This window comes from Mycoplasmopsis primatum ATCC 25948 (assembly GCF_000702785.1).
GTDB lineage: Bacteria > Bacillota_I > Bacilli_A > Mycoplasmatales > Metamycoplasmataceae > Mycoplasmopsis > Mycoplasmopsis primatum.
Genome location: NZ_JNJV01000016.1, coordinates 1 through 22,719, shown reverse-complemented (window position 1 = coordinate 22,719; position 22,719 = coordinate 1). Strand labels below are relative to the sequence as shown.

Here is a 22,719-nt window from a genome sequence, read left to right as displayed (position 1 = left end):
CATTTCGTATTGTGTTTTCTATCACTTGTTGTGTTGAAATTTACACTATATATCTTAAATAAAAAATGAAAGATGAAGGTGTTATATATAAATTTACAAATAATTCACTTATTGAAGCTGTTAATTCTGCAAATGTGTTTGTTAAGAAAATAGATGGAACTATTATTGAAAAATGGTACGAAAATAGTGGTAGCAATGCTGAAAATTATTCAAATTTTAAAATAATAGAGAAAGTTTTACATTGTAATTAAAAATACAAAAAATTCCATATAAGCCTATAAATAAGGTTTATATGGAATTTTTAAATTTTCAACTGGGAAACTCGGGAAAAAATAAAAAAGCCAGAGGGCTTTTTATTTTTCAATATTTGTCTTTAAAATATTCAAAAAGGCTTCCTGAGGCACTTCAACAGTTCCCAACATTTTCATTTTCTTTTTACCTGCTTTTTGTTTTTCAAGCAGTTTTTTATATCTACTTAAATCCGAAGCGTGTAGTTTAGATGTAACGTCTTTTCTAAAAGCTTTAATTGTTTCACGGGCAATTATTTTACCACCAATAGCAGCTTGAACTGGAACTTCAAAATTTTGTCTAGGAATAGCTTCCTTTAATCTTTTTGTTAAATCTCTTGCTTTTTCGTAAGCAGAATCTTTATGAGTAATAATTGAAAAAGCGTCAATTTTATCGCCATTTAATAAGATATCAACTTTTACTAATTCGCTTGTTTTATAGCCAATTAAATCATACTCAAAAGAAGCATAACCTTTACTTAAACTTTTCATTCTATCAAAAAAATCAAACACAATTTCACCCAAAGGCATTTCATAAACTAATCTACTTCTTGCTTCATCTATATAATCTAATGTTTTGTAAATACCCCGTTTATTTTGGCACAAGTCCATAATATTACCAATATATTCATTAGGTAAAATAATAGTAGCTTCAATATAAGGCTCTTCAATATGATCAATATATGTTCGATCAGGCAAAAGCGATGGATTGGAAATTAACTCTTCTTCTAAATTCGTTTTAACAACCTTATACTCAACACTTGGGCTAGTTGCGATAATTCCTACTTTATATTCTCTATTTAATCTTTCTTGAATAACATCCATATGAAGCATACCCAGAAAGCCAACTCTAAATCCAAATCCTAAAGCCTTTGATGTTTCTTGTTCTCATGTTAATGAGCTGTCACTTAGTGAAATTTTATCCAAGCTTTTTTTCAGTTCAGCATAATCACGAGTGTCAATAGGATAAAAACCCGTAAAAAGAACTGGCTTTTTCTTTTTATAACCTGGCAACGCTTCACTGGCTGGATTATTAACTAATGTTATAGTATCTCCAACATGTACTTCTTTTGCATCTCTAATAGTAGCAGCAACATATCCAACTTCGCCAGCTTCTAGAAAATCTTTTTTAACTTCCTTAGGGCTCCGAATACCCAATTCTATAACATGGTATTGTGCATTATTTGACATAAATTTAAAATCATCACCCACTTTTAAAATACCATCAAAAATTCTAATAAGCATAATAACACCACGATATTCATCAAAGTATGAATCAAAAATCAATGCTTTAAGCGGCTTATCATTATCAGCATTATTAGGAGCTGGAATGTATTTAATGATAGCATCAAGAACTTTTTCACAGTTCAAACCTGTTTTAGCGCTGATGCAAACGGCATCATCAGCTGGCAATCCAATAACATTTTCAATTTCTTCTTTGGTTCTTTCAATATTAGCAGAAGGTAAATCAATTTTATTAATAATAGGAATAATAGTTAAATTATTTTCAAGGGCTAAATAAACATTAGCTAGTGTTTGAGCCTCGATGCCCTGTGTTGCATCAACTAAAAGTAATGCTCCTTCAGTGGCCGCAAGCGAACGTGAAACTTCATATGTAAAGTCCACATGGCCAGGAGTATCAATTAAATGGAAAGTATAATCATGATATTTAATTTGCACAGCATTAAGTTTTATAGTAATTCCTCTTTCACGTTCAAGATCCATTTGATCAAGCAACTGATCTTCCATATCATGTTCTGATACAGTATCAGTTAGTTCAAGAATTCTATCAGCTAACGTACTTTTACCATGATCTATGTGTGCTATTATTGAAAAATTCCTTATTTTACTCTTGTCCATCATTTACCTTAAAAATATAACTATATTAAATTATTATTTAATTTTACACTATAATAGTAAATTAAAATTAACCTTGTCGTTATAGGGAGTATAAAATGAATGATAAGAAGAAAATGATTACAAAGGGTTTAACTAATGTTTCATATTCAATTGGAAATAAGTTTATACAAGAAAAAAAATATACAGGTTTTAATCATAAAATTGACTACAAAATTTTAAGTCAGTTTTCATTTGTTCCTAAGTTATTATTCAATGATGAATTTAAAACAGAATGAGAATTTATTCATGGAATTGAGCCAGATTCAAGCGATGAAAACTTGATTAAACTTGCTAAATGTTTGAAAGTTTTACATAATTCAAAAGCTAAATTTCCACCATCAAACCATGCGGCAAGAGTTAAAGAATATCGTAAAATTTTAAAAGAAAAAAATATTAATATTAATGTTCTTAATGATTTTTATAAAAATGTAAATTTAACATTAAGTAAAATGCAAAAAGATACTCCATGTCATAATGACTTATGAGCTAGAAATTTTGTGCTTCAAGAAGGCACCAAAAAACTATATTTATGTGATTGAGAATATGCGTCATTAGGAGATAAGCATTTTGATTTAGCATATTTTATAGAAAGCTCTAATCTCAATTCGCATCAAGAAAAAGTTTTTTTGGATGCTTATGGAGAATATAATTATTTATATATTCTAAGACAAAAAATACTAGTTAATTATCTAATTATATTGTGGGTAAATTGTCAGCTGATTAAGTATTTTGAAACAATCGACTATGAAAATAATATTTATAAATATGCTAAGGAATTAGAAAAATATAAAAATTAAAATTTCTATAATTGCCTATAAAACAGTAATATTTTAATATTTATATACGATTTAATACATAATTTTTTTGTTTAATAAATTAGTATAATAATAAAACTTATAAATAAAATAATTAAGGAGGCAATATGGCCAAATCAAAAGAACCATCTAAAATAAAGATTAATTTAGGAACGATTATTTCTTTATTAATAGCCTTTGCTTTTTTCTCTATTCCACTTTTATTAAATGTATTTATTAATGTTTTTTCTGATGGGTGAATGAAAACATTTATTACTACAACAGCGTATTATGTAAAAACCAATTTTGTAAATATGGATGGAACTGCTAAAAATGGTTTCATTAATTTTTATAAAGGTTTAAAAGAAACCTTTGATAGTGCCTCATCAATGAATACCGGCGAGTTAATAGCAAATATTTTCGCAGTTGTATTCTCACAAATGTTTTTAATAATGTTTATTGTGTGATTAATTTATGTTTTGATTAAATATTGTATTTTTCTTTTCTTTAAAGGAAAAGCGTTCATTATATATGCTATTATTTCAATAGCGGTTACAGTTCTTTTATTATTGTGCTTCTTCTTACTTTATTTTGGTCTTTCAATGACTGGTGATAATTTAGGTATAGGTAGTTCAAGTGGCTTTCTTAAATTTTTAAATAAAGGAATTATTTGATTCATTTATGGTTTTACAATTGGCCAATTAGTTATTGTGATTATTGCTAAAATAACAGCAAAAGTTAAAAATCGTCGTAATGATGCTGAATTAGAAAAAACCGAACAATCATATTACATTTAATTAATAAAAATATCAAAATTGTTAATATTGAATTAAAACAAAAAACTCATTTTTCATAATTTGAGTTTTTTGTTTAATGATGATAAGACATTAAACCTTAAAAACAAAGAAAATTATTAGAAAATGAATCTCTAAGACTACTTGAGTATCTATGAAATGACTTTTATCTGGCATACATTCACTATTATCTAAGTTGATGTTATATGATAAATATGAATGCAACATGATCGTATAATATTTAGAATTTGCTGATTCCGATTAGATTCTTAGTTCGTCTTAAAAAGAGATAATACATATCTCTTTTTTTGTCCTATTCTAATTTTAATAATTTATAGGTCTTCTATTTTTGTTATCACTTAGCATTTATATTATTATAATTTAAATATCAATCTAATATTTTATAGTTTTTTAAGGAGTAAATATGAATCCAAAAGATAATAAAAGCAGTCAATATAAAAGCATTTTAAATAATTTGTTAGATGTCAATCCATCTGATAAAGCCATTTTTACAAAGGTAAATGACAAATTTAGCTTTGACTTTTATAATCTTTTTGGCCCAGAATCTTTTGATTTTATATATTCACACAAAAACTTTGATATTCCTATTTTAGAACTTAATTTAATAAGAATTTGTCATTTACTTGAGCAATGTTCAACATATGATGAAGTTATGGAAATATTAAAAAATAATAATTTTGAAATTAGCAATAATCAGTCGAATCAGTTAAAAAAACAATTTAATGATGCTAAAAGCAAGATTATTCATCAAATAAAAGCTAATTTTCAGAAGCAAGCCTTAAAGTGAAAATTATTTTTGAATAAAGCAAATGAAATAAATGCTGAAACTAATATATGACCTATTCATTTAGGATTTTTGTTTGTTAAAGTTTTGATAGATGGTAAAAGTGTTTATGCACCACTATTTTTTAAAGAAGTCTATTTAGAAATCAGAAATGCAAGACCATTTTTAATTTCTAATGGTGATATTAAACCAAATGAAAAGTTAATGTTTTTATTAAATAATGCTGGTTTTGATCTAGATTTGGATGAAAATTATGGCGAGTGATCGATCAAAGAACTACTTAAATACTTACATGAACAATGAGGTGAAATATATGAACTTAATGTTAATATTAACACTGAATTTACAAATTTAGAGGCTGATGATATTAAAAATGAGTCACTTGAATTTGTTGGCGGAGTTGTTCTTGGACTATTTCAACCTTCTGGTGGTTATGTAAGAAACAGAATGCTAGAAATCATTAACAATAATGATATTAATAATATTATCCAAGTTGAATTTAATAAAAATATTTATAAAAATAGAGTTAGTGAAACTTTATTTAATCCTAAAACTAGTATTTTTAAAATCACACCTACAAACTTATCGCAGGATAAAGCAATAGCTAGTTCTTTGAATCAAAATACAATAATTTGAGGTCCACCAGGCACAGGTAAAAGTCAAACAATAGTTAATATTCTAACCAACTTATTAGTTTATGGGAAAAATTCACTTGTTTGCAGTCAAAAAAAAGCGGCACTTGAAGTTATTAGAAACAGAATGGGTGAATTAAAACCATTTTGTTTATTTATGCTTAATTCCAAAAACATGAATAAAAAATCATTTTACACACCTATTAAAAAATATTTAGATTATTTAGAAAATTATGATGAACAAGATAATCTGAAACCTTTAAGAGTTATTAGTCATCAGGAGCTTAATTTTGTAAATAATATTGAAAAATTTATTGCTGATGAAAGATTTTTAGAAGCATCTAAGATCATTTCAAAAATTCAACCTATATGAGAAAATTTCAATTCCGATTTCTGAAATAAAATAGTTTCGCTTCCAAAAGATATTAAATATCCTGATGTTTTTAATTTTTCTAATTCGGCTGATTTAAAGAAATATATGTTAAAAATTAACAATATGCGCTACAAGTTTTATAAACCATTAAATTGAAAAATCAAAAAACACGCTGATAATTTATTTAACGATTTTAGATATTTTCAAGGCAATTTAAATGAAATTTTGGCACAAATTAAATCTTTTAAATCTGATGATTATAAATATATTCATGACTTAATTAGTATTTTACCTAAATACGAAAATAATGATGTTAGTGATGAATTTGAACTTAAAAAATTCATAGCAAAAAACATTATCAAGAAAATAAATAATTTTACAGTAGATGAAAAAAGTGAATATACTGAATTTGCTGCAACTGTGAGATTAAGTTCAATAGAACCATACAAATTTATGAAACGTTTTGCTTCAATGATTAAAAAAATATTTCCAATTATTATAGTCACACCAGAAGCTGATTTATCTGCTTGAAATAAAGAAGAATTCGATTATGCAATCCTAGATGAATCTAGTCAAATTTTTATTGAAAAAGGACTTCCAGTATTGTATTTAGCTAAAATTAAAATTTTAGCCGGTGATGACCAACAAATGAAGCCAAGCAATTGATTTGGAGTACGAGCTGTTGATGATGATTCTATTTATAGTAAAGTAGACTCGTTGCTTGATTTTGCTAAAAGTCTTGGTATGTATAATGTTTTATTAGATAAAAATTATCGTTCTAATTATGCTGCACTAATGACTTTCAGTAGTAAATATTTTTATAACAGCACTCTTGATATTATCGATTCTGCTAGCACAGAAAAAGACTTTAGTCCAATTGAAGTTATTAATGCTAATGGTGTTTGAGAAAATAATCAAAATCTTGCTGAAATAGATACAGTCATTAAATTAGCTAAGGAAAATTTACACAAATACAATAAAATAATTTTATTGTGCTTTAATGCTAAACAACAAGATTCAATTACAACTAAAATTTTTAAATCTGAGTCCGAGCTTGAAAATGCTATTAATAACAATATTTTATTATTAAGAAACATTGAAAATATTCAAGGTGACGAGGCTGATTTAGTTATTGCATCCGTTGCTTATGATGCTAAAACTTCTATTCACTCAACTTATGTTGGACGTACTGGTGGAAAGAATGCACTTAATGTTGCTATTTCACGTGCTAAAGATAAAATGATTGTTGTTAAGAGTTTATATGCAAAAGATCTAACTATTTTAACTGACAATGAAGATGCAATAACTTTTAAAAGATGACTTGAATTTTTAGAGTTAAATAATAAAGAAAAACTTGACTTTTTAAATAAAAGTCAAACAAAAGAAAATGATGAAATTAGTGAATCTACTAAATCTTCGCTAACTGAGGAATTTGAAAATACAATCAACGAAACAATTAAGGACAAAAAATTCTTACAATTAACTAAAAATGAATCTATTGGTACTATTAAAGTAGATTATATTTTGAAAAGAAACGATATTCCAGTATTGTGCTTTATTATAGATGATTATACCTATGCCAATAATGCCAATGAATATATTATGCAAAAAGATTTAGTTAAATTTATAAAAAGTAAAAAATATAATCTTTATAGTTTAGATAGAATTAAATGAGAGAGCCAGAAAAATGAAATTATTGATTTAATTAATACGTATGAAGATTTAGAAAAAACAAGCAAAAATATTTATATAACTAAAACAATTTCTATGTTAACTACTCAACTTGAAATTATGGATAATTCCAACGATAAAATAATTGTTGAAAAAGACTATAAAACAGAAGAAATAAGCGTTTTAGAGTATAACATTAACAAAGAAGAAAATATTATTAAAAATCAGAAAAATGAACAACCACTTGTTAATGAAGAAACCAAATTACAAAACCATTATTTAGAGAAACTAAGAGAAGACACTGAGTCAATTGTTATTTTAAATAGTGAAGAACATAAAGACGATACGCTAGCTATTATTAAGCCAAAACCAAAAGCATTAGTTTCTGAAAAAATTTTATATAAATCTAAAAATGAAGATAATTATGTAGAAAGAGAAGAGACAAAAATTATTTCATTTGATGAAAATACTAAACAATGAGAGCAAATATTAAGTCAAGAAATTAATATAAACACATCAAGCATTAATGCAATCGAATAACATAGTTCATATGCTAATTTATAGCATATGTTATTTTTAATTTTATAATTTATTCAGATATCACAATATTATTAATCTTATTATAAAGGAGTAAAACATGCAAAAAAGTAAGATAAAGAAAACGCTGATTTTCATGCTTCCTTCTACTGTAATATCTGCTTTGGCACCATTAGCAAGCGCAAGTTGTGGGACGGGCAAATATAGCTATCTAAATGATATTGAGTTTAAATTAATCAATTCATCTATAACGACAAATCAAGAAATAGTTGAAGAATTTAAAAAAGATCCACAATCAATAAAGAACTACATAGAAATCATTAACCCAAATAAATATGATCTTGAAATTAAAGATGTGGAGCCAGTTGGCAATAGTTCTATTAAAATTCTAATTAAAGCATCCAAACTTGGTAAAGATGAATATAATGGGTGGACTAAACAAATAAATGGTTGTAAAGATCTATCAAAAGACTGAAATTTAGAAGAATTAAAAAAACTCTCAAAAATTTTATTAGAGAAAATTAAGAATAATCCAAGAGATCTAATTGACTTAGAAAATACTAACATTAGAAGCAATTTTCCATCAGATATTAATTCAACTATGATAAAACTAAAATCATATGATTTTATTACTAAAAAATCACCTGATATCAAGTTAATAGCAGAAATAGATTCTAATTTAGCGGATGATGCTAATGGTATATTACCTGTTTATTTTAGTCTTATAAATAAAAAAGTCCCAGATAAAATAAAGCACAAGTTTACTGATAAAAATTTAATTTTCGACACTAGCGATGGGCTACTATCACTTAATAATTTAATTAAGGAACTAAAAGTTGATGATTTAGTTTTGCCTAATAATATAAGCCAACTTTTACCTTCAAAATATAATGAAAATTTTGATTTAAAGGATAATTTTAAGCGAGAATATCCAAATGTGGAACTTGTCAAAACATCAACATCAAACAGAGAAAATGATAATTCAAATGGTATTAAAAATTTATCTTTTAAGCTCAAATATAAAAACACACAATCAACCGAAACCACTAATATAAAAATAAAGAACAAATTTTATTCAACTAACATGTTCCAAGAGTTAGTAGATAATATAACCGCAAATGATTTAAATATACAGGTTGAACCATTTTTGTTACCTAGCAAATATGAAACAAACAATATTAAATTGAAGAATACCTCTGATTTATTGGATAAAAATCCAAATCTAAAAATAGAAAAGAGTGTTGTTGTTGTTGATGATGTTAATGGTGACTTAACTGTTGATTTACTAATTCAAGATACAGTAAACGAACTTTCAGCAACTAAAACATTTAGATATACCGGTTTTTATAATATTGACAAATATAATAAACTGGTAAATAGTATGACTATTAGTGATTTGGATATACAAGTTGTTCCATTTTTACTGCCTACTAATTTCAACCCAAGCAATATAAAATTAAAAAATGATTCACAATTGCTAACCCAAAATCCAAATCTTAAAATAGCTAATATTGAAAAATTAACAGCCGACGATAACAACGGTAGTATGAATATTAATATAACATTAATTGATGAAATAAACAATCTTAGTCATGAAAAAACAATCGAATTAACAGATTTCTATAACATAAATAAATTTAAGAAATTAGCAGAAAGTTTATCAATCGATGACTTAAATGTGAAAATCTCGCAATCAGTTTTACCAAGTAATTATGACGTAAGCAATATTAATTTTAAGAGCGATTCACAATTATTAGCTAAAAACCCAAATCTTGAAATTAAATCTATAAATAAATCCCTTGTAGAAGATGAAATTGGAAATTTAACTATTAATGTGACAATAGTTGACAAGAAAAATAATAGTTTGAATTACAGTAAAAATATAAAAATATCTGGTTTTGCTAAATCAAAATGGACAGTAAGTCAACTAGATGAGTTTGTTGATAAGATTGTTTCCACTCCAATAGAAGAAGGAAAATACTTTGAAATAATTGGACATGTACGATATAAACAAGTACCAATCCTGCTTTCTAAAAAAATGGTGAATATTTGATTTCATAGGATTTCATTTAATGAAAATAATCCAAATATACCTCAATTAGCACCTTCAATAGTAAGTGATAGAGAGCCATCTGATTCACGTATTTACAGCCATAAAGTTAATGTTAGATGAAATATTGAAGGCCAAATGAGGACAACATATGCGCAAAAAGTTTCTGTCAAGCTTAAATATGATAATGGCAACGGAAACATAGTTTTCTCTTCAAAAACAATAACACTTTATTTTATTGCCGCGCCTAAACTATGTGACGTAGACTTTAGAGCTGAGGAAGTTTAGTTAATATAATGAGTTGGCAAAATGTATAAATTTCAGGAAAACAAAAACTTGCTTTAAGCAAGTTTTTTAAATAAATAATTATAAATTATTTAGCGTCGCGAGCAATTGCTACTAGTTGTGAAAATACTTTAGGTTCATTAATAGCTAATTCAGAAAGCATTTTACGGTTGATTGTAATATTTGCTTTTTTAAGTCCATTAATAAATCTTGAATATGAAAGCCCTTCATTTCTTGTTGCAGCATTGATACGTGCTATTCATAGTTTTCTATAATCACGTTTAACTTGTTTACGGTCTCTAAAACCATATGTTCATGATTTTACAACAGCTTGCTTAGCAACTTTAAAACCAACTGATTTGTGTCCAAAATATCCTTTAGCTAGTTTTAGTCATTTCTTTCTTCTAGCTCTTGTAACTGTTCCACCTTTTACTCTCATATTTATTTACCTTCTTTAATTAAATTAAAGCCTTAAATCTTTTTAGATCAGATGAGTGCATTTGGACTGATTTACGTGATTGGCGTTTTTGTTTTGTGGTTTTATTTTGGGCTAAATGTGAGCGATATGCTTGTTCGCGCATAACTTTTCCAGTTGCTGTGACTTTAATTCTCTTTTTAAGAGCACTTTTAGTCTTCATCTTTGGCATTTGTGGCTCCTTCATCTAAATCTAATGAGCTATCATCACTAACATTCTCAGAAGATTTTTTATCTACTAAGTTATGTTCTTTTTTATATTTAGCAACCTTAACTTTATTGGGCTGAAGATACATATCAAGAAAACGTTCGTTAACTAATTCAGGTTCCTTAGTTTTATCAGCTAATGATTCAACAAGGTTATAAAATTTTTCCATAACACTATGGCCTAATTCTGGTCGAGCAATTTCTCTACCACGGAGTTTAAGACTTACCTTAACTCTATCGTTATCAAGCAAAAATTCAATAGCTTTTTTTGCCTTAGTTTGTAGATCGTGGCTACCTATCATAGCTGTTAGACGAATTTGACGATTTTGAATAATTGTTTGTTTTTCCTTAGCTGCTTTTTGTTTCTTTTTACGTTCATATTTGAATTTTCCGTAACTTAAAACTCTGGCAATTGGTTTAGGTTCAACAGCAATTAAAACAAGATCCATTTTGCTTTCTTTAGCTATTTCAATAGCTTCATAAGTGTTTTTAACACCAAGCTTTTCTCCGTCAGCACCAATTAAGAACACTTTTTGAAAAGGAATATTTTCATTAATCATGTGTTCTTGTTCAGGTTTTTTTATTTTTCTAAAATTTTGAATAATAACTCCTTTAGATAATTTAAAAATACATAAAATAAAGTGATTAACATCACTCCACTACAAAAAAGTATCAAAGATATTTTTAATTGTAGCTAGAACCCAAGGCTATGGCCATCAGGTGAGAATTTAATCTACTTCTGCAATTAAATATTGCATATTTATTTTAGCATAAAGCGCTTTATAGAAAAGCAAAAAATGCTAATATTTAATATGCAAATTAATATTAAATTGTTAAGGAGATTACAATGAAATGTTCTATACGAAAATATTTATGAACTTTCTCGACACCATTAGCATTTACTCCCGTTGCTATTTCAGCACAATGTGGCAAAATTGATAAATATGAAAGCCAAAGCGCCAAAGAATTTGATGAATTGAAAACTAAATTTATAAATAATGTTACTGAAATATTTAATGATAAAAAATACAATGATTACAAAAATGAAATTTTAAATATTGAAAAAACTATTATTAATTTAGTACCGGATAAAAGTATTGAAGCTTTTAATTTAAAAAAAGATTTTATTAATGAACTATCAAAAAATAATCTTAATGTTTTTGTTAAATTCAAAGATTCAAGTGTTGATGAGATCATTAAAATTAAAGACAAAAAAACAAGAAATGAAAATTGAAAAAACGAGTTTTTGAAGTTCAATATATCAATTTACACCGATATCTATAATTTCATGGGAGTTAAAATTAATAATTTATCTGAAAATAAAAAATATCAAGATGCTAAATATAAAGCCATAATAGAAGATTTTGATGTCCTAAAGAAACATCATAATGATGGGTTAAATGATATAAAAGTAGCTAGTGAAAAAGATAAATTTAAAGTGATAAAAAAGAAATTAGGAAACATTATTATAGAATTCTTGGAATTATGTTACAAAATTAACAAATTGGCATAATAAGACTATAAAACAATCAAATAAATCAAATTACATTTTTTTAATTACTCATGCCATTATTCTTTTAATTCTTGAAGCGGTATATCTTTTTGAAGTACACGCTTCAACAAAAAGTTCATATGTCGGCATGGAAATATTTTTAAATAATAAATTTTCAATCCCTTCTGAAACAACAGGGATTTTTTTAATTTTATCTTTTGAAGACAGAACTTTCTTTTGGAAAGATTCATAGTAAGAATTAATATGCTTAGGAATTGAATCAAAAGTCATTGGCGAATATTGTGATATATCTAAACCATCATAAATCATAGAGCGAAGTAGGGTTGCAGAAGCATAATTATCTTGAGGCTCTAGTGAATTAAAGTCAATATTTCTTTTAATTGAATAAACCTTTATGGGTAAATTATTGTTAACAATTACTTTAATATATTCAAAACCTAAAATGTCATTAGGCATTTCAAAACTATGACCAGAAATTTCCTTAATTGCAAGAGCTGATGCCTTAGGAAAACTTATTTTGTCCCTTTTTTGCAAAAACCTTACTTTTTCATAGAACTCATCATTTTTTTCTTTAAGCATTGTGGCTATATCGACCATTAAATCTACATTATCAATTTCAGAGCCAAAAACTAATTTATCAATTTTGCCTTTTTCATATAATTTCATCACAGCATTATATGCAAAAATATGTGCTGCTTGAGCAGTTTCCTCAAATGGCAGTTTTAATACTTTATCAACACCATATTTTTTAGCAATTTTAGCGCGCTTTGCGAATGAAGCAACAGCAAGATCACCACGTTGAGTAAATTTATTACTCATGACAGCAATAATTTTCTCGTCAGGAAATTTTTCTTTAATTCACTTTATTTGTCTAATATGACCATTGTGAAACGGATTATATTCAACTATTATTCCTACTGCCATCTTGCTCCTTCACTTTTATATATATGTTATTTTTAAATATACCAAAAAATGTCTAAAATACCAAAATGTCTTGGTAATATGTAAAACCATCATCGTTTAATGGTTTTAAATAAAAAGGTTGAACAATTATTTTTTCATAATCATTAACAAATAAATAATTGCTTTCATTTTGTTTTATCATTAATAAATTATCAATAGCTCTTAACAAAATAAACTGATCGTTTTTTGTTTTGTATTTTTTGTTTATTTCTGTAATAAAATTATTTTTAAAATTCTTATATTCTTTATTGTTCATAAGCAATAGATCCTTAAGAATATTTTGACTTTTTATCTTAATTAAATCAGTCGTTTGAGTTTTTCAATTACCAGATATGAGCGTTTTCAATAATTCATACAATTTCTCAATTTGACTATAAAACAACGGTTTTTGTGATTTATCTTCATATTCATTTATTAAAAAAGCAATATTCATCAATAATGAATTGAAATTTAAATCTAATAGTGCAAACAAATTTTCAGAAAATGAATTATTAACTAAATTGTATGAATTGAATGAATATATATAATCATTACTATTATGATTTGAAACATACTCAACATTTGGCGCTAATCTATCATCCATTTTTTTAATTGCAGAAATTAAATAGTCATAAAACTGATGAATATAAATGTTCTTTTTATGAAAAACAGGAATAGTTCATTCTATTTTTTGATTTTTGAATTCTAAATTTTTTTGATAAAAATCATCTAGTAGTTTGTTTATTAAATCTTTGTAAAAACCATGCTTATCTGTTTCAAGTTGCTTTGAAATATCTAAAATTTTGTTGTCTTTATATGCTTGTGATTTAAGACTGCTATTTTTAATATTAAAATCTTTAAATTCAATTATATGTTTATTAAATTCATAGTTATTGCCGTCAAAATAATGCATTTCTATTCTATTAATATCATCAATATTTGAAAATAATTTTTCACTTTCATTGCTATTAGTATCGAAGTACATTGATTGTGGCATATAAGAGTTTCAATAAGTTTCATGACCTAATAATTTAGTTGCGACATATTGATTCATGATGTTATTGACAGCATTTAAAAAAGTCATTGCTTCTTTTGAATATAAATATTGAGCATTTGCGGGTTTTAATTGATTTTTCTTAGCCTTAAAAATAAATTGGCTAAAAGCATCATTAAACCTTTTATTTTCAGGGTTGGCAAGATTTAAATTATAGAAATATTTATTACTGTTTTCATTGCTAGATTTTGTAAAAGCAAACGATAAACCATATATTTTTGAATAATTATCTATATCTTCTTTTTGTGAATTATTAAATAAGTTGTAGTCAGCTTCTGAAACTAAATTTTGGCGAAAAGCATTAAAAATTTGTAATCTATATGTGGCTTCATCAATCGGAACAGGATTAAATTTTAGTGTTATTTTTTTAAGGTTTCTATCATTTTGGCTAAAAGAATTAAGGACATAATTATTATTTTTTAAATAAATAGCTTTATCGATTGAATATTGATTTAATACATATGGACTTGAAAACAACATATTTTTTTCATCGGGTTTGGATGAATAAAGCGGTGTAAATAATAAGTTATTAGTGATGAATTTTGTCACAAATTGATGCATTTTTTTATTGTTAGAATTGTCCGCTTCAAAAATTAATGGTTCATTTGGTTTAATAGGTTTTAAATTATATTCATTAAGAATACTATTTAATTGTTTCAAATTATTTTGATAAATATATGAGTTTCAAAAGTCATTTTTTTTGATTTTTATGTCTGTTTTATGACCATTTTTGTCACTGTAAAAAACATTATCTTTTAAAGTAAATTCAACTTTTTTAGCATTTTTTAAGTCTTCAATAAATTGAATGCTATTTATATTATTTGCTTCTTTTGTATAAACCCTAACAACCCCTGTATCACTTAATTTATTATGCATAGCAACATCATCATTAAAATAATCTATAACTTTGTTATTTTCTAATGTTATAGTGATTTTTTTAGCTAAATTAAATTCAAGGTATTTATTAGTGACACTCATAAATTTTTTGTTTAATTTATCAAAAACTGGCTTGCCGTATCTTTTTCATCTAATTAATGGCGAGCTTAATAGAGCTTGATGGTCGTTGGTAATAAATTCATTTTTATTAATAATTGAGCTATTAATATAATTAGGAGCATTGATAGATTTAATATATTCATTATGGCTTCTAGCGTCTCTAATATTGCAACTAGATGCGATAGTACATAAACCAAGCAATGGCAATAATTGTAAAATGCGATGCTTCATTAATCCTCCTGTTTCTATTCTTTGACTCTTGATGCTTGATATAGTGATAAACTAAATAATTTGAAAACTATAATATACAAACTGGTTATGATAGTCACAAACATAGTATAGTTTATGTTAGTTAAATCATTGATTAAATCCTTAAAAACATTGCCAATGTTTAACGATTCGTTGATTCTTGGCACATTGAAAAATGATATAGATGCCAAAATCAGCATGTTCATTGATAAACTATCTGCAAATAAAGTTAAATTTAATCATAAATTTTCTACAAAAATTATATTATGCAATATTCGTTGATTGCTAGCTCCATCTACTTTATATGTTCATATAAAACTTTGATTTTTAAGTTCTATTGAATTAGCATAAGCTATATAAAAAAAGCTTACTGAACCAAAAACCGAGAGTATAAATATGGCGCTACTGTGATTATATCCTGCGAGTGAAAATAAAAATAAACAAACTATTAATGTTGGAAAAATATTTAGTAAATTAAAAACATAATAACCAATTTTACATGATGTCTTTTGAGAGTAAAAACCAATTACTGACCCTAAATAAGTGCCTATTAATCACTGAATAATCAATGCTATTATTGAAATCAAAATACTATAGCCAAAAGAGTGTACAAAAAAGCTAAATCTATCTATTTTGTAGGCATTTGTGCCAAAAAAGAAATAATAATTTTTGCCTGATAATGACTTAATTAAAGCATATGGATTATATTCAAGCAATACAATATCAGCGATTAAACTTTTGTTGTATATAATATTTGAATTTGGATCTTTTAAATCTTGTTGAATAATCAGTTTTAGTAAAGGGTCATCATAACTAAATTTAGTGCTTTTTATGGGAGAAAAATAATTCGGCAAATTAATTGCTAAGTCGCTCTGTAAAGTTGGTTTATCGGGCGAGTATTTTAATATAGCAGATATTAAAATTAAAATGATAATTAATAAAAAGAATGAAACAAATAGAGTTAGTCATAAATAATTAATTTTTTTACTAAAGTATCGATTTCAAAATAATTGGAAGGAATTAATTCTATTTTCTATTTTAGCTTCGCTTTTTTTATTAGTGCTAAAAATTAATTTGCTTTTATCAATATTAGAAGAAAGATTTATTTTATTCATGTTATTTTACTTCCTTCTCTGCCTTAAATAATTTGTGTCTTCTAACAAAAGAAATTTTATAGTCAAAGCTTAAATGGTTATTAACATTCATTACATCATATGATATTTCAGCACCAAATGATAGGGTAAAAATTATAAATGCCTTATAGAAAATCAAACACATAATTACATTAATTTCGCCGTTTGATAAAGCTGAAATTAAAATCAAACTTTGCCCTGGAATTTGGAATATTCTTTCTAAAATAATACTAAAACTAATAATGATAATCAATACAGATATAAGTTTATTAATAGTATCTATTATTAGATTTTTAAATATACCTTTTATAAAAATATTTCATTTAGATTGCCCACATGTTTTAAGTGCAAGAATAAATTCTTGACTAAGAATTTTTAACATAGCATTTTTAACTAAAATAGCAAAAAATGATATGGTAGCTAATAATAAGATAGAAATGGGCAACAACAGTGAAAGCATCATATATGATGAATTGATAACATCAGCAGTAATAAAATTAACAGGTAAATCAGTGAATTCAGCTAATATTAACATCAATGGTGCGATTATAATAACAGGGACAGACGCAAATATAAAAATAAATAGATTAATTGTTATTTCAGATCATTTACCATTTTTGTAAGCTAAAAATATTCCAAGCGCATAGCCTAAAAGTATTGTAAGTAGAAAAGTGATGCCTTCAAAAAGCAAACTATATTTAAAATAATAAAAGAAGTAGTTCAGTGCATTGGAAAAACTACTTGCGCTATAAACCTGCCCAAAATTTGTAAATATTGAACCTAAAAATTTAAAATAGTTAGCAATAACTGAATGTTTATTAAAAGATGGATTATTAATAAATGGTGCAATGATTATATAAAAAAAAGAAATTACAAGAAAAATACCTAATAAGGTAAGTCCTAATTTCTTAAAAAAATATTTGTAAAAGTTCATTGTGAAACTTTCTACAATGAAGAATTGTTATTTAATGATTTTATTTTCCCTGAGTGAATTTTCAATTCCTGAACAGGCATTTTCTTCATCTTCTCCATTAAATTTAATTGTCACTGAATCGCCTTGTTTAACACCTAATGTTAAAACGTTCATAAGTGATTTCAAGTTAGCAGTTCTACTAGTTTTGTTATTGGTAATCAAAATATCACATTTGTATTTTGATGCTTCAGCAGTAATAAAACTTGCTGGTCTAGCATGAAGACCAATAGGGTCAATAATAGTAACAGTTAGTTCTTTCATAATTATTTCCTTCTTGATATTTATAATTTATATCATTATTATACATATATAAATTAAATTATATTTTTAATATAAAGGCCTCAAAACTTGAATGGTTTTTTTACATATCTCACTGTTTTAAAGATAAATTTGAAAAAACTCAACTATTCCATTTTGAAACCTTCTGAATCAAAATAAATTTGATTAAGGTTTCGTATATCTTTACCTATTGATATAAAATCGATATTATTTTCTTGCGCTTTAATAATTATTTTCTTAAATAATTCTGGTGTGCATTGAAAGAAAACTGTGTCGTTTTTAACTGAAAATTTAACCAACTGTTCATTATTATTATAACTATTTAGAAGATTAATAAACGAATCAGGTTCATTCAAAATTGCTTTAAAACGATTTTTGTCATCCGTTTTTTCTCTAATTTCTTCCATTGAACCTGACACCATAACTTTGCCTTTTTTAAGCACAGTTAATGAGTCTATATATTGTTCAAGTTCTGCTAGTATGTGGCTAGATATAAAAATCGTTACATGATTTTCTTGATTAAGTGATCTTAGTGTTTCGTATAATTCAACTCTGACTTTGGGGTCTAAATTAGCTGCTGGCTCATCTAAAATAAGAACTTTTGGGTCATTAATTAATGCTTGAATTAGTGAAATTTTCTTTTTTTGACCAGATGATAAATTTTTGCCTTTTGTATTCCATATTTTTTCATCAATGTTTAATCTATTTAATCATTGTTCGACTTTTATAATTGCATCCTTTTTATCAATTCCAGATAATATGGCCATATCGATTAAATATTCCTTGATGCTCATTGTTGTTGGAAATGTTGAATTTTCAGGAATATAGCCTATATTACTTTTTGCTTTATGATCCTTAGCATCTATTCCTTCAATAAGTATTTGGCCTTCATAAGTAGGGTAAAAACCCAACAAAGTCCTAAAACTTGTTGTTTTACCGGCCCCGTTTTCGCCAATGAAACCATGAAACTGGCCTTTTTTAACTTCAAAAGAAATATTGTTTAAAATTTTATTTTGATTTTTATTTAATGCTAATGATACATTATTAAATACAATAGAATTTTCCATTTTTACCTCTATTCTCAATAGTGTTTATCTTTGTGCAATTTATAACCAGCAAATATAAGACCTGTTGATAATGCACTAAGGAATATTACAAACAAGTATCATGGTGGAACAATAAATCTTGTTTGACTTATAAATTTACCATCAACAATATCTTTTGGTTTAATAAGAATTCTTTTTCCAAATCCGCTATTATCACTGTTGTATAGTTGGCTAAGAATTTCATCTTTTATGCTCTCTAATTTAGGACTTTTTACTTCAAGCAAAATTTCCTCAGCCATTGTATGTGCTAGTCCATTTCTTGCTACGGATATTTCATGTGAGCGAAGAGGAGGAATTTGTGTTGTTGGCGCCTTTAATTGCTGATCTAATGCTAATTTTGATAAATAAATAGATACATTAAAGTAAGTTTTAACTAATTCACTAACTTTATTGTTGTCAAAAGAATCCAATTGGCTATTTAATTTACCTAATTCATATTTTTTAAGAATATTTAATCCATTAATAACATCACTTTTGTCAAAATTTAAATTTTTGCGTTGATCGGCTGTTAAATTAACATTTACAGCATCTTCACTATATTTAGATAAGTCTAAATTAGCGAAAAGAATTTTTGCTATGTTTTTATTTGTGTGTATTTTCTCTTTAATTTTTTCACATAACTCTTCAAAATCTCTAACGTTCAAGGAAACATCATTGCGCATCTCATCAATAATTTTATTTAGTTCATCAGCAATTTGGTTAGATATATTTTCATCAATACTATTGCTATTTTCAAAATTAATGTTTAATCAAGGATAAAGGTATTGATCATTTATTTTTAATGTATTTTTAGTAGCAAACGAATATATGAGATTATAGAATTCTTCCATTTTTTTATTAGAAACAAAGCCATATATTTTTTTGACTTCTGTACCATTTTTAAATATAAATGTAAAATCGTTTAACTCTTGTTCACTAAGTTTTATGTCTTTATTTACTACTCCAACGAAGTCTAAGTCCATATTAACTAAGGAATTAATAGTTGTAGTGTAAGCTGAATTGAGATTTATAGCTTTTAAGAATGATGTATATCAAGGAGTTGAAAAATTTTTTATTCGGTTAGATTTTTTATTTACTGGATGCAACGAAATGGCTTTATTTTTTTCAAAACCTGTTAAATAAAGTTTTCTATTATTAGCAAGCGGTTCATTATTAATTAGTTGGTTTTTGTCAGTAGATATAATTTCACTATTTTTTGGTTCAAATTTATTTGCCATTGATAAAACATCAGTAATTTGGAAAAATGCAGCTGAAACAAAAATAGGAGCAATAATAATCGATGATGTAACTTTATATTTTAATTTACTTGAAATTAATGATACTAACGAAATCACAAAGTAATTTAGGATGGTTGTAATAAATAAGTTAACTATTCATCACTTGAATAACATTTGGGTCGGCACCGAGTGATGAACTAAAGCACTAGCAATTAATACAGTTAATAATACTGTTGTTGATCAAATAAATAAAACTAATGTTGAAAATATGAACGACATTAATAAATTAGTTCAATATATTTGTGCTCGTGATATGGGTTTAGAAAACATTACCATTTCCATGCCTTCATTTTTATAAAAATAAAAAGCATTAACTGAAATTACTGTTGTCATTGAAAGAATCATATAAAAAGATATTGATGTCAATGACATCATCATTAGATAGTAAAAACTATCCATATCAGGAACAAATACTATTTGCGCAATCAAAATTACCATAGTTATTAGTAACAAAATAGGAAATGCGATTAATATTCCTTTACTACGCAGCATATATTTTCATTGCATGCGCAGCAAATTGCTAAATGTTGAATTATTTTTCATAAATATCCTTTCTTATCTTATGTTAATTTAATTATATAGTATTTAATATAGTAAACATGGGAGCATAATTTATCGGGATAATTAAAATAATTTAAATAAAGGCAACATATTGTTAAATGATGATAAGTATTTTTAATATGTAATATTAATACAATTTTAAGTATAATAATCATATTATGAATAAATTAGAATTAAAAGAAAAGTTGCATAAAGAATTACAAAAAATCGCAAAAAAATTAAATATTGAAAAGGAAGTTCTATTAATTGAACCTAAGGGTCATGCTAATTTTACCACCAATTTAGCAATGGGCAATAAAGGCAAGAACCCACAAGAGTTAGCTCAAAAAATAGTTGAATCTATCAACACAAAACAATTTGGCTTATCGCGTATTGAGGTAGCTGGCCCTGGTTTTATTAACTTTTATATTGCTGGCGAATCATTTATAGATGGCATTAATCAAATTATTGAATTAGGTTCAAACTATGGCAAGGGCAAAAATAAAGGTTTGTTAAATATTGAGTTTGTTTCAGCAAATCCAACCGGTTTTTTACATGTAGGACATGCTCGTAATGCTGCTATTGGTAGCGCTGTTGCTAATATTGTTGAATTCTCTGGTATTACAGTAACTAGAGAATACTACATTAATGATGCCGGTAATCAAATAAATATGCTTGCTAATAGTGTTTGAGCTAGATATCAGCAATTATTTGATTCTGAATATCCAATGCCAGAAGAATCATATAAAGGTGAAGATATAGTTTGAGCTGCAAAAAAATTCAAAGATATTTATGGGGATAAATATAAAGGGCAAGAACTTAGTGGCGATTTATTAGAAAAAATTAAAGTTGAAGCGGTTGATATGTTCTTAGAAAAAATCAAAATTGACTTGAAAAATTTCGGTGTTTGATTTGATATTTTTTTCAGCGAAAGATCACTTTATGACAATAATGCTTCTAAAATAAAAGAAGCTATTAGCGACCTTAAAAATACTTATGAAAAAGATGGAGCTACATGGATTCAATCTACAATTCATGGCGATGATAAAGATCGTGTGCTTATTAAGAGTGATGGTTCATATACATACTTTACGCCAGATATTGCATATCATAGAATTAAATTTAAACGTACAGGTAAAGGCGCTACAATCATGAATGTTTGGGGTGCAGACCACTCTGGTTACATTAAAAGAATGGAATGTGCTATGGAAGACTTAGGACTTGGTGCTGATAAATTAGTAGTTTTATGCATGCAACTTGTAAGATTGGTCAAAAATGGCGCTGAATTTAAAATGTCTAAAAGACGTGGAACAAGTTTCTTTTTAACAGACTTTGTTGATATGGTCGGCAAAGATTCGGCTAGATTTATTCTTTTGGATAGAACTTATAATTCTAAACTTGACTTTGATATTGATATTGCAACAAGCAAAAATAATGACAACCCAGTAATTTTAGTTCAATATGCTAACGCTAGAGCTTATTCATTAATTCAAAAATCATCATTTAAAAACAAAAAGCCAGTGGCTTCATTGCTTTCAAATGAAACTGATCAAAAGCTTATTTCCACATTATTAGAATTTCCAGAAATTATTCAAAAATCAGCGGATAAATATGTTACCCATTTACTTACTCAATATCTTGTAAGACTTGCTAAAGAGTTTAATTCTTGGTATTCTAATAGTCCAAAAATTATAGGACAAGCAAATGAAGAGAGTATGATTGCCTTAGTTAAAGCAGTAAACATTACACTTGAAAACGGCCTCAAACTTCTTGAAGTTTCTGCTCCACACAAGATGTAATTTCAGAAAAAAGCACAAAAGAATTTGTTAATAAAAAACAAATTCTTTT

General features: G+C 26.3%; 18 protein-coding genes. 7 read left to right on the top strand and 11 right to left on the bottom strand.

Annotated features, from left to right (window positions below; translation table 4 throughout):
• The first annotated feature begins 65 nt into the window (after positions 1-65).
• Positions 66-251 (top strand): hypothetical protein, encoded by a 186-nt coding sequence (locus T386_RS0102455; protein WP_029513575.1) that lies wholly within the window; start codon positions 66-68, stop codon positions 249-251.
• A gap of 102 nt (positions 252-353) precedes the next feature.
• On the opposite strand, the gene lepA is transcribed toward T386_RS0102455, so the two are convergent.
• Positions 354-2,147 carry a translation elongation factor 4 gene (gene lepA, locus T386_RS0102450; protein ID WP_029513574.1) on the bottom strand — a complete coding sequence of 598 codons (1,794 nt, stop codon included), beginning with the start codon at positions 2,145-2,147 and terminating at the stop codon, positions 354-356.
• Between the two features lie 95 nt (positions 2,148-2,242).
• Here lepA and T386_RS0102445 point away from each other — a divergent pair, with 95 nt between their 5' ends.
• From T386_RS0102445 to T386_RS0102430, 4 genes are all read left to right on the top strand, one after another.
• Positions 2,243-2,983, top strand: a complete 741-nt coding sequence (locus T386_RS0102445; protein ID WP_029513573.1) for a phosphotransferase — start codon at positions 2,243-2,245, stop codon at positions 2,981-2,983.
• Positions 2,984-3,108: 125 nt separating this feature from the next.
• Positions 3,109-3,777, top strand: a complete 669-nt coding sequence (locus tag T386_RS0102440) for a hypothetical protein (protein WP_029513572.1) — start codon at positions 3,109-3,111, stop codon at positions 3,775-3,777.
• Between the two features lie 421 nt (positions 3,778-4,198).
• Complete coding sequence (locus T386_RS0102435) at positions 4,199-7,795, top strand: AAA domain-containing protein (RefSeq protein ID WP_029513571.1); 3,597 nt, start codon at positions 4,199-4,201, stop codon at positions 7,793-7,795.
• Positions 7,796-7,892: 97 nt separating this feature from the next.
• Positions 7,893-10,130, top strand: coding sequence for a lipoprotein 17-related variable surface protein (locus T386_RS0102430; protein WP_029513570.1), 2,238 nt, complete (start codon positions 7,893-7,895; stop codon positions 10,128-10,130).
• Positions 10,131-10,215: 85 nt separating this feature from the next.
• Here the strand turns inward: T386_RS0102430 and rplT are convergent, their stop codons facing one another.
• From rplT to infC, 3 genes are read right to left on the bottom strand one after another with little or no spacing between them, the layout of a single operon-like run.
• Positions 10,216-10,566 (bottom strand): 50S ribosomal protein L20, encoded by a 351-nt coding sequence (rplT, locus tag T386_RS0102425; protein ID WP_029513569.1) that lies wholly within the window; start codon positions 10,564-10,566, stop codon positions 10,216-10,218.
• A gap of 19 nt (positions 10,567-10,585) precedes the next feature.
• The gene (gene rpmI / locus T386_RS0102420) at positions 10,586-10,774 is read right to left on the bottom strand and encodes a 50S ribosomal protein L35 (RefSeq protein ID WP_029513568.1); all 189 of its coding nucleotides are present in this window, start codon (positions 10,772-10,774) and stop codon (positions 10,586-10,588) included.
• Complete coding sequence (infC, locus tag T386_RS0102415; RefSeq protein ID WP_029513567.1) at positions 10,755-11,369, bottom strand: translation initiation factor IF-3; 615 nt, start codon at positions 11,367-11,369, stop codon at positions 10,755-10,757. The genes rpmI and infC overlap by 20 nt, the downstream gene beginning before the upstream one ends.
• Before the next feature lie 287 nt (positions 11,370-11,656).
• Here infC and T386_RS0102410 point away from each other — a divergent pair, with 287 nt between their 5' ends.
• On the top strand, positions 11,657-12,322 hold the full coding sequence (locus T386_RS0102410; protein WP_029513566.1) for a hypothetical protein: 666 nt from the start codon (positions 11,657-11,659) through the stop codon (positions 12,320-12,322).
• Positions 12,323-12,352: 30 nt separating this feature from the next.
• Here T386_RS0102410 and T386_RS0102405 read toward each other — a convergent pair whose 3' ends face one another.
• The 7 genes from T386_RS0102405 to T386_RS0102375 all read right to left on the bottom strand — a co-directional run bounded on the left by T386_RS0102405 (position 12,353) and on the right by T386_RS0102375 (position 20,874).
• Positions 12,353-13,246: a nucleotidyltransferase gene (locus tag T386_RS0102405; RefSeq protein WP_029513565.1), complete on the bottom strand. Its 894-nt coding sequence runs from the start codon at positions 13,244-13,246 to the stop codon at positions 12,353-12,355.
• Positions 13,247-13,298: 52 nt separating this feature from the next.
• Positions 13,299-15,545 carry an OppA family ABC transporter substrate-binding lipoprotein gene (locus T386_RS0102400; protein ID WP_029513564.1) on the bottom strand — a complete coding sequence of 749 codons (2,247 nt, stop codon included), beginning with the start codon at positions 15,543-15,545 and terminating at the stop codon, positions 13,299-13,301.
• A gap of 14 nt (positions 15,546-15,559) precedes the next feature.
• On the bottom strand, positions 15,560-16,678 hold the full coding sequence (locus T386_RS0102395; protein ID WP_029513563.1) for an ABC transporter permease subunit: 1,119 nt from the start codon (positions 16,676-16,678) through the stop codon (positions 15,560-15,562).
• A 1-nt stretch (position 16,679) separates the two neighbouring features.
• Positions 16,680-17,630 carry an ABC transporter permease subunit gene (locus tag T386_RS0102390; protein WP_029513562.1) on the bottom strand — a complete coding sequence of 317 codons (951 nt, stop codon included), beginning with the start codon at positions 17,628-17,630 and terminating at the stop codon, positions 16,680-16,682.
• A gap of 27 nt (positions 17,631-17,657) precedes the next feature.
• Positions 17,658-17,930, bottom strand: a complete 273-nt coding sequence (locus tag T386_RS0102385; RefSeq protein WP_029513561.1) for an HPr family phosphocarrier protein — start codon at positions 17,928-17,930, stop codon at positions 17,658-17,660.
• Positions 17,931-18,073: 143 nt separating this feature from the next.
• Positions 18,074-19,015, bottom strand: a complete 942-nt coding sequence (locus T386_RS0102380; RefSeq protein WP_029513560.1) for an ABC transporter ATP-binding protein — start codon at positions 19,013-19,015, stop codon at positions 18,074-18,076.
• Between the two features lie 8 nt (positions 19,016-19,023).
• Positions 19,024-20,874: an ABC transporter permease gene (locus tag T386_RS0102375; protein WP_029513559.1), complete on the bottom strand. Its 1,851-nt coding sequence runs from the start codon at positions 20,872-20,874 to the stop codon at positions 19,024-19,026.
• 176 nt (positions 20,875-21,050) lie between these two features.
• On the opposite strand from T386_RS0102375, the gene argS reads away from it, so the two are divergent.
• Positions 21,051-22,670, top strand: coding sequence for an arginine--tRNA ligase (gene argS, locus T386_RS0102370; protein ID WP_029513558.1), 1,620 nt, complete (start codon positions 21,051-21,053; stop codon positions 22,668-22,670).
• The last annotated feature ends 49 nt before the right edge of the window (positions 22,671-22,719 follow it).